At 68.6% G+C, this 8,656-nt stretch carries 7 protein-coding genes and 8 pseudogenes; 8 read left to right on the top strand and 7 right to left on the bottom strand.

What is annotated here, in order from left to right:
* Positions 1-127: 127 nt before the first annotated feature.
* Positions 128-241 (bottom strand): annotated as a pseudogene (locus AMK33_RS44445) (kinase); the annotation flags it as partial.
* Between the two features lie 150 nt (positions 242-391).
* Between AMK33_RS44445 and AMK33_RS43165 the strand changes: the two are divergent.
* Together AMK33_RS43165 and AMK33_RS44440 are read left to right on the top strand one after the other, a co-directional pair.
* Positions 392-577, top strand: a pseudogene (locus AMK33_RS43165) (IS5/IS1182 family transposase); the annotation flags it as partial.
* Between the two features lie 106 nt (positions 578-683).
* Positions 684-830: pseudogene (locus tag AMK33_RS44440) on the top strand (DUF4291 family protein); the annotation flags it as partial.
* 44 nt (positions 831-874) lie between these two features.
* Here the strand turns inward: AMK33_RS44440 and AMK33_RS38465 are convergent.
* Positions 875-1,456 carry a TetR/AcrR family transcriptional regulator gene (locus AMK33_RS38465; protein ID WP_073937904.1) on the bottom strand — a complete coding sequence of 194 codons (582 nt, stop codon included), beginning with the start codon at positions 1,454-1,456 and terminating at the stop codon, positions 875-877.
* Between the two features lie 117 nt (positions 1,457-1,573).
* Here AMK33_RS38465 and AMK33_RS38460 point away from each other — a divergent pair, with 117 nt between their 5' ends.
* Entirely contained in the window at positions 1,574-2,002 is a 429-nt protein-coding gene (locus tag AMK33_RS38460; protein ID WP_073937895.1) for a VOC family protein, read from the top strand.
* A gap of 127 nt (positions 2,003-2,129) precedes the next feature.
* Positions 2,130-2,609, top strand: a pseudogene (locus tag AMK33_RS38455) (DUF4291 domain-containing protein); the annotation flags it as partial.
* A 58-nt stretch (positions 2,610-2,667) separates the two neighbouring features.
* Here the strand turns inward: AMK33_RS38455 and AMK33_RS43450 are convergent.
* A pseudogene (locus tag AMK33_RS43450) lies at positions 2,668-3,066 on the bottom strand (peptidase inhibitor family I36 protein).
* A 262-nt stretch (positions 3,067-3,328) separates the two neighbouring features.
* Positions 3,329-4,408 (bottom strand): lactonase family protein, encoded by a 1,080-nt coding sequence (locus AMK33_RS38445; RefSeq protein ID WP_235618326.1) that lies wholly within the window; start codon positions 4,406-4,408, stop codon positions 3,329-3,331.
* Between the two features lie 114 nt (positions 4,409-4,522).
* Between AMK33_RS38445 and AMK33_RS38440 the strand changes: the two are divergent.
* Positions 4,523-5,104: pseudogene (locus AMK33_RS38440) on the top strand (IS630 family transposase); the annotation flags it as partial.
* Here AMK33_RS38440 and AMK33_RS44435 read toward each other — a convergent pair.
* Positions 5,093-5,293, bottom strand: coding sequence for a hypothetical protein (locus AMK33_RS44435; protein ID WP_235618325.1), 201 nt, complete (start codon positions 5,291-5,293; stop codon positions 5,093-5,095). The pseudogene AMK33_RS38440 and the gene AMK33_RS44435 sit on opposite strands and share 12 nt — an antisense overlap.
* A gap of 145 nt (positions 5,294-5,438) precedes the next feature.
* Here AMK33_RS44435 and AMK33_RS43440 point away from each other — a divergent pair, with 145 nt between their 5' ends.
* The 3 genes from AMK33_RS43440 to AMK33_RS38420 all read left to right on the top strand — a co-directional run bounded on the left by AMK33_RS43440 (position 5,439) and on the right by AMK33_RS38420 (position 6,848).
* Positions 5,439-5,882: an IS110 family transposase gene (locus AMK33_RS43440; protein ID WP_201263159.1), complete on the top strand. Its 444-nt coding sequence runs from the start codon at positions 5,439-5,441 to the stop codon at positions 5,880-5,882.
* Positions 5,854-6,150, top strand: a complete 297-nt coding sequence (locus tag AMK33_RS45400) for a hypothetical protein (protein ID WP_443030955.1) — start codon at positions 5,854-5,856, stop codon at positions 6,148-6,150. Before AMK33_RS43440 ends, AMK33_RS45400 begins: the two co-directional genes overlap by 29 nt.
* 212 nt (positions 6,151-6,362) lie before the next feature.
* Positions 6,363-6,848: a hypothetical protein gene (locus AMK33_RS38420; RefSeq protein ID WP_073937891.1), complete on the top strand. Its 486-nt coding sequence runs from the start codon at positions 6,363-6,365 to the stop codon at positions 6,846-6,848.
* Between the two features lie 19 nt (positions 6,849-6,867).
* On the opposite strand, the pseudogene AMK33_RS40960 reads toward AMK33_RS38420, so the two are convergent.
* A pseudogene (locus AMK33_RS40960) lies at positions 6,868-7,785 on the bottom strand (IS3 family transposase); the annotation flags it as partial.
* A gap of 101 nt (positions 7,786-7,886) precedes the next feature.
* A pseudogene (locus AMK33_RS45080) lies at positions 7,887-8,301 on the bottom strand (transposase); the annotation flags it as partial.
* Between the last annotated feature and the right edge of the window lie 355 nt (positions 8,302-8,656).

The following is an 8,656-nucleotide window of genomic DNA, read 5'->3' as shown; positions in this document are numbered from 1 at the left end:
CTCGCCAAGGCCCGACTCCACCCGATCGAGTCAGAAACCGACGACACCGCCCTGCCCACCGGACTCACCGCATAGCCTCAACACGAGATCGCCGAGTGGCCGTCGATACACCACTCCAGCGGACGTGACCGAGCAGGGCCAGGCCCCGGCCGAACCGCTCCCGGATCTTCGCTGCCACGCAGGACTTGTCGGACGCCGAGTTGCCTCGGACCACGATGAGCCGGGTGACTTCGCTTCCCACCCTCACCCGGTCACGCTACCGGCCGGCAGACACACTGCGGGTGCGCTTCGGTGAGGCCACAGGCACGGGCCGTGTCGTCGAGACCGAGTACGTGGGCGGTTCACGGGACCTCTCGATTCCCGCTGGCACTCGGGTTGCAGAGCACCCGCGTTCGTGGCGCCGGCGGATTGCACGTGGCAGCTGCTGCCCGCGGCGTTGTCCGGGGCGACGGCCCACCGCTGGTGCACCGAGTGGTCAAAGGCCAGGGTATGGGCCGAGCTGCACCGTCTGGTCCTCGATGCACTTGGCTGCCGCGGCGATCTGGACTGGTCGAGGTGCGCGATCAACTCGGTTTCCTCGCCTTCACGGGAATCGCCTGCACCCTCATCGGCCACCGCGGACTCAGTGGCCTCCCGCCGCGGTAGTTCGATGGCGCGCGAAGACGTGTGATCACGCTGATCCAGTGACAGAACCCAAGCACCGGATCCGAGCCCTGCACACGGACCGCACGATCACCGTCTATCAGGCGTACTCGCCGACGATCGGTCCGGCGGCGGCCCGGGACGGCCGTTTCCCGGCGGAGTGGAAGCGGGACCGGGTGACGTGGATCTTCTCCGCACTGACTCGGAAGACGCCGAACGTCGGCGTGAGAGGTCAGTCCGGGGTGCGCAGCCCCACCAGGAGCCGGTCGAGTGCCTGCTCCCCGGCCTGCGGGTCCCCGCCCCGCGCGATCCAGAGCGCGGCCTCGTTCATCGCTCCGGAGAGCAACCGGGCGAGGGGCTCCACGGGCTGATCGGCGATGACCCCGGCTGCGGCGAGCGCCGTCAGGGCCTCCGTGAGGTGCCGGGCGGAGGACTTCTCGTCCATGGCCCGCCACTCGTCCCAGCCCAGGACGGTTGGCGCGTCGACCAGCAGGATCTGTCGCACCGCCGGGTCGGTTCCCCCGGCGAGGAAGGCTCGGCAGCCGGCCCGGAGCTGCTCCCAGAGGTCCTCGTACCGCTCGGCCGCGGTCGCGACCCGCTCGCCCAGTTCGTGCTGCACCTCGCAGACGACGGCCCGGAAGAGTCCGGCTTTGCTGCCGAAGTGGTGGTAGGCGGCCCCTTTGGTGACCCCGGCGGCCCGCGCCACCTCGGCCAGCACCACGTGGTGATACCCGTCGGCGGCGAACCGCCGTCGCCCTTCGGCCAGCAGCGCATGCCGCGTGGCCGCCCGCTGTTCCGCCCGGCTGACCGTCATCGAACGCACCGCCTCTTCCCATTTCGCGTACCGAGGGTATGCTAACGCTCCATTCGCATACTCAGGGTATGTGAAATGCGGTGGAGGACCCCTGTCATGACGAACGAACCAACGACCATGCCCACGACCAAGCTCAGCGGGTTCTACCCGGTGCTCGCCACCCGGGACGTGGCGGCCTCCCGCGACTTCTACACCCGCCACCTCGGCTTCGAGGTGACCTTCGAGGCTGACTGGTACGTCAGCCTGCGCCGCCCCGACGCCCCGCAGTACGAGCTGGCCCTTCTCGACCACGTCCACCCGACCATCCCCGAAGGCCACCGGGCCGCCCTCCAGGGCGGCTTGCTGCTGAACTTCGAGGTGGACGACGTCGACTCCGAGTACCAGCGGCTCGTGGCTGAGGCCGGCCTGTCCGAAGTGCTGCCGCTGCGTACGGAGGAGTTCGGCCAGCGCCACTTCATCCTCGCTGCCCCAGACGGTGTGCTGATTGACGTCATCACCGTCGTCCCGCCCAGCGAGGAGTACGCCGCCCAGTACACCAGCGCCTGATACCCGGGCCGCCCTGAGGACCGGAGCAACTCGCGGTCTCCAGGGCTTCCCGGCGCGGCGGCAGGGCGACGACTCCACCGTGTCGACCAGAATCACCTGACGCACCAGACGGTGCAGTCAACAGACCAAGCCGTCGTTCCTGTGGATGATGTACCGCTGCGGGTGGGGCGGCAAGGAAGGCCAGGAGAGCGTCCTCGTCGTCGAGATCACCCGGGAGGGTTTCGAGTGGGCGCTGCGACACGCCTGCCTGTCCCACTACGAGCACGGACTCCACGCCGACCGCGCCACGTGGAAGCGCTGGTTGAGGCGGGCTCCCGATCGGGTCCAGTGGGACCCCGAACGCGACCTGCGTCTCCAGCCGCTTCCGTACCGGTCGCTGCAGCTCGGCCTCACCGGTGAAGCCGCACACCTCTATGCCGACGAGTGGATCGTCTCCATAGCCGATGTCACACCGCTGGCCCGCACGGTCCACGCCCACGTACGAGACGGAGAGCTGGACCTCGCCCGGCAACTCCTGCCGCGTGAACGCCCCTACCCCGTGGACGATGAGGCTCTGGCCCACCTGTACCGACGGGCCGGCACCACCGTTGAGATGACTTCTCCGTAGGGCTGGGGACCTTCTTGTGTCCTGCCAGCGGCACCGGGGCGGGCACGCGCTGGAGCAGCTATCCGCAGTCGTTGCGGTTGATCTTCAGCGAGCGGGTCTGGTCGTTGAGGCTGTAGCCGCGCAGGTCGCGGAGGGAGTCGCCGCTGCGGGTGACGCACACCCACCGGCCGGAGTGGTTGCGCTTCTCGTACACGCGGGCGGTGCGGTCGGAGTTGTTGCGGATCGAGCTGCCGCGGTCGCGGATCGCGGAGGGCAGGTCCTTCACGCTGCCGCCGACGGCGCGCCGTACTCAGGGCTGCCCGCCGAAGTTGATCTCGGGGTAGATGCACACGTAGCCGGACGGGCAGTCGATCGCGGCCCGTGCCGGGCCGGTCTCGGGGGCGGCGGAGGCCGGGGCGGCCAGCGGGGGCAGGGCCAGGGCGGCGACGGCCGCGGCACGCTTCAGGTTTGTGATCACAACCACTACAGATACGGGGCATCGGGTGCTGCCCGGGGCAGTTTGCCCGGCAGGTCGCCCATGCGGAGCAGCAGGCACCGCCACGGCGTGCCCGGCAGCCACACGCGACGGTGCGGCCACACACGACGGTGCGGCCAGCACCTGGGGCCGAGCCGCGCGCCCCGGCCCGGCCGTTCTGATGTGTTGGTGACGCGCCCGACTGCACTCGGAGGCCGTGGCCCTGCCGACGCCGCATCAGCGTCGGCAGGGCCACGGCGGAGTCTTAGCCGGCCGTCGGCTGGTGTGCTGACGGTATGACCACGAGACGCAGGTTTTCCTCATCGCTGTGCCCGCTGATCGCGAACAGGCGGGTTCCGTCCGGTGCCCATGCGAGGCCACGGTGTCGTAGGTAGCCGGCGTCGAACCCGGTGGCCGGGGCGAGGGACACCGTGCGGTAGGGGGAGTCGGCCCCGGCCCGATACAGGTATACGTCCGGGTCGGGTTCAATGCTGTTCACGCCGGCTGCGACGTCGCCGCGTGAGGAGACCGCAACGGCGTTGGGATACGACGTGCTTGCATACGTGTGCTCCTCGGCCAGGTCCGGCAGCCGGAACGAGGGGTGGTGGTAGGGCGCCCCGGATGCGGTCAGCAGCCTCTTGCCGTCCGGAGTGATGGCCAGGTCGCTGAAGTTGGAGCTGCCGCCAGGCCCGCGCACCGTCGCGTGAAGGACAGGGCTTTCCCCGGAGACGTCGTACACCGAGAGGTGCCCTGGAGAGGTGTTCTGGTCTCCGGCGACGAGAATTCCCGGTGCTGCGGGGGAGGTCGCCAGGAGCGGCGCACCGCTGAAGTCGCCCTCGGGGATGAGCCCCAGACGCACCTTCGGGGTGGAGGTGCCGAGTGTGAGCGAGCCGATGCTCGCCTCCCACTGTTCTCCGTAACCGAAGAACAGTGTCCGACCGCTCAGCGCCACGTGGAACGGTGCGGTGCCGACGCCGGTGGCATGGCGGGCTCGCTGCCGGGCGGAACCGGTATCGATGACGCTGATGGCGTCGCCGAGGGCGAGCGGCGCGTAGAGCGTGCGGGAGTCAGCGGACAACTCCAGGTCGCACACCCCTGGCAGGTCCTTGATCGTGTGGATCAGGCGCCCCTGGTAGTCGGCTACCAGGACACTGCCCGTGGTGTAGTCGGAGACGAACACCCGCTCGTGGAGCGGATCCACTGCGAGATCGCAGTGGTACGCGATCGGCAGTACGGTGCCCTCGTCCATTGGTGCAGCCTGCGTCGCGGGCGCGGCGCCGAGCGATAAGCTCAGCAAGGCCGCGAGCGTCGGCAGCAGGCGGGCGCGGGCGAATAGTCTTCGCATCGGTGTCCCTTCGGGGAACAGGCAGGAGCGCTGGTCAGGGGCCTGCCTGTGACATGGTCCATTGCCGCCTGGGTGTACCCCCGTCTTGTCTCCGTACTCCCTGCGAGTTCTGACGAGCGCGCTCCGGTGTTCTGCGCAGACGAAAAGTCGCAGATCCAGGCTCTGGACCGCTCCCAGCCGGTGCTGCCGATAACGCCCGGCGTCCCACAGCGGATCACCCACGACTACGCGCGTGCCGGCACCACCACGCTGTTCGCCGCCCTGGAGGTCGCCACGGGGAAGGTGATCGGCTCCCTGCACCGCCGGCACCGGGCCGAGGAGTTCGAGAAGTTCCTGATTAAACTCGACCGGGAGATCCCGGCGGGCCCGGACGTGCATCTGGTGCTGGACAACTACGCGACCCACAAGACTCCGGCGATCAAGACGTGGCTGGTGGCCCATCCCCGCTTCCACCTGCACTTCACGCCCACCGGATCGTCCTGGCTGAACCTGGTCGAGCGGTGGTTCGCCGAGCTGACCGACAAGCGGATACGGCGAGGTGTCCACAAGAGCGTCCAGGCCCTGGAGAAGGACATCCGCACCTGGATCGCCGCGTGGAACACCGACCCCAAGCCCTACATCTGGACCAAGACCGCGGACGAGATCCCCGAGCGACTCGCCAGCTATCTGAACAGAATTCCTGACTCAGAAGACTAGTGCCCCGTCAGCATCGGTCAGGTCGTGGCTGCACATGCTGCACTGCCCGTCCGCAGCGGTCGGCGGGACCGGCAGGCGATTCAGACAGGCCGGGCAGGTGGTGACGCTCAGAGGGTCGAAGAGCTGCTGGGCCCCGCCCAGCATTCCGAGCTTGAGCAGATCGTCCGCGTACTGCGCTCGCAGAGGCATCAGGTGCGCGATCTGTGTCTCGCAGCTCCGAAGCACCGATGCCGCACGGCGGGAACTGCGTGCGGCCTGCTGGTGCTCACGGCGTAGTTGGGCAGCAAAGGCTGTCCCCGCCTGAGCTGCTTGGTACAGGGCCTGGAGCTGGCTCATCGCCCGCGGTAAGAGCGTCGTCGACATCCCTGCCGCAGCGACCAGCCGAGTGTGCGAACTCTCCCGCGGCGGACGGCGCAAGAACGACCAGATCGACGCCGCGGCCGCAGCCACCGTGGCCTATCTGCAAGGAGACGGACGGGACGTCGTGCCCGAGGATCACACCACGGCGCTGGCCCTCCTGGACGAACGACGTGTGAACCTGGCCCAGACCCGGGTGCGCACGGTCAATCAACTCCACGCACTGCTGCCCGGAGACGCCCCGACCCAGCTGTCCGCGGACCTGGGCCGCCAAGCTGCTGCGATCCGTCCGCCCCGCTGGCGACGTCGAGATCGTCCGCAAGGACATCGCGTGGGATCTGGTCGCCGAGATCCGGAAGCTGGACAAGCAGCTCACGGACAATGCTGCCCGGATGCAGAACCTGGTGGAGACATCGGGTAGCACGCTGATGGACAACCCCGGGCATCGGGCCGGTCATGGCCGCCCGGCTGATCGGCCGCACCGGACGGGCTCACCGGTTCCCCACCTCGGCGGCGTTCGCGAACTACGCCGGTGCTACCCCGGTGGAGATCGCCAGCGCAAACTCGCCGAGGGCAAGACGATGAAGGAAGCGGAGCGGTGCCTGAAACGCCGCCTGGCGGACCACGTGTGGCGCGTCATGATCGCTGACGAACGCAGAGCCAAGTTCTGCCTCATTCAAGCAGCTTGACAAGACACAGAGGCACCCCGGGCGAACATGTCCGCCAGCTCCGCCCAGTAGACCCCCGCCTCGCTCGGAACGCCCATACATCAGCGAGTTCAAGTGACACCCAGCACAAGAACGCGCCGACTCGACAGATCAGGCGATCACATACGCCAAGCAGTGGGAGGAACTGGGAGACTGGCTGGACTCGACGGACGAGCCTGCGAAGGAGTCGCGCGATGGGTAACGAGTCGTCGCACTATCGGCAGCTCTACCGGCAGTCACTGTTCTACCGGCCGGGAAGCACGCCGCTGACCACGATCCGTGCGTACACGGGCGGGCCCACGCCGAGCCGCCCGGACGACCCGGCAGTCCGTTTCCATCCCGAAGGAGTCGCGTACCACCAGGCATACGGATACCGTCCCGTGATCAAACTGGGCTGGCCGGCGGTCCGCGCCGTCGCCGTCCTCCCCGGACCGGTCCCGGACCGTCAGGCCCTGTGCGTGTACCGGCTCAACGAACCACCGGAGCCCGACGTCCCGGCCGACGAACTGTTCACCGGCACCGGGAGGGGCCTCGGAGTCCACTTCCAGATGCTGTTCGGCACAGAACTCGCGGTGCACCTGCACCACGTACGAGGCCCGTCCCTGAAGAAACTTGCCCAGCGCCTACCAACCTGGACAGACGGCCGCATCACCCTCACCACCGAACGCCCGTTCTTGTGATCAGAAGCGGGTGTTATGGGGCGCCCCTGGCGGTGTGGAGAACGACGCCGCGGACCCGGCCGCCGCGGGCGGCCACGGCCATCTCGATCGCGTCGGTGACCAGCGAGGTGCGCATGTGGTCGGCGATCGACCAGCCCACCACCTTCCTCGAGCAGATGTCGATCACCGTGGCGAGGTAGAGCCACTTCACGCCGATGGCTGTGTAAGTGATGTCGCCGCACCACCTGGTGTTCAGCGTGTCCGCGGTGGAGTCGCGCATCACCAGGTCCGGCGCGGGCGGCGCGCTCCTGTCCGCGATCGTCGTCCGTTTCCTCTTCCGCAGGTGCCGCCCGACGATGTGGTTGATCCGCATCAGTCGGGTGACGCGCTTGCGGTTGATCCTCCGTCCCCTCGCACGCAGCTCGGCATGGACGCGCGGGGCGCCGTCGGCACCATGGTGCTCGAGGTGGATGGCGCGGATCTCGCTCATGGTCCGCTTCTCCTCGGCCTGGCGCTCGGCGCGGGCCTGTTCGGTGGCCAGGTGCCGGTAATAGCCGGCGCGGGACGCCCCGATCACCCGGCAGATCCGCCGCACACCGAAGTCGGCGCGGTTGGCGGAGATGAAGTCCCGGCGGCGGGGGCTCACTTCACCTCCCGGGCGAAACAGGCGGCTGCCCGGCGCAGGATCTCGCGCTCCAGCTGCCATTCTTTCTCCGCCTTCAGCAGCCGGGCATTCTCCGCCCGCGGTCGGGCCGGCTCCTCCGCCTCGCTCCCACCCGCGTCACGGCGTCCGGGCACGGCCTGTGAGTCGTCCTTGCGGACCCACCGTCCGCAGCGACTCCGCGGCGATGCCGAGACCCGCGGCTGCCGCCGCGTACGTCCGCTTCCCGGCCGCGGCGCGGTAGAGCGCGACGGCGTCCTTCCTGAACTCCTCCGGATACGGAGACTCGCGCCCCACCTGGACATCCCTGCCTGGACCATCAAGATCCATTGTCAGGGTGTCCACACCAAAGGATCATCCTCACAGACGGCCACGCACCCAACAACGTGACAACGCCCTTGCAGGAGGAAGGCCGGGCGGGGTGCGTCGTAGCCGGCGTCCGCGATGATGAGGATGTCCGGGTCGCCTGCCTGCCACTGGCCTGCCGTGATCAGTCACTCAACCAGCTCGCACAGTCGTCGGCCAGGACCAGCCGGCCGCCAACGGCCCGCGGCAGGGGCACCGTGGCCAGGGCCCGCCGCAGCCGGTCCGCGTCCACCTGGCCGCGGGTCACCGCCTCGTGAAGCCCTCCGTGACCGCGGCGGTGTTCGCCCACCAATGGCAGCTCGGCCGGCGCCCCGACCGGCTCATCACCGCGCAGGACAGCGCCGGCCAGCTCGAACAACACGTCCGAACAAGTGGTCAGACTTGTATGGAACTCTCCCGGAAGCATGACAGGTGCGCCAAAGCCTCTTGCCGGGCGTCGCGATGCAGCAACTCGTCCTCACGGCCTTCGTGCCGGACGTGCGTGTTCCTTGGTCAGGGCGCATGTTCGAACAAAGGCCGCTTCCGTATCCGCGTCCGCCGGACACCGAACTGAATGATCAAGTTCGAGGCGTCATCTAGCACGTGAGCTACTGCTCCTCCGAGCGTCAGTTGCCTGCGGCAGGGGCCGACGTGACCGCCGGTCAATGCGGTGACCGTACGTTTCCGTCGTTCCGGTGGTTTGCCGTTCCCGGTGCCGGTGCCCGCCGTGAGCCGGCTCGGACACTGGCCGGAGCGGCACCGGGCCGCTGGAAGGGGGCCACATGCCCGACGGCAGGATTTTGATCGCGGTGCGAGAGCATTC

Source organism: Streptomyces sp. CB02400 (assembly GCF_001905725.1).
Taxonomy (GTDB): Bacteria; Actinomycetota; Actinomycetes; order Streptomycetales; family Streptomycetaceae; genus Streptomyces; species Streptomyces atrovirens.
This window is presented reverse-complemented; position numbering and strand designations above follow the sequence as displayed.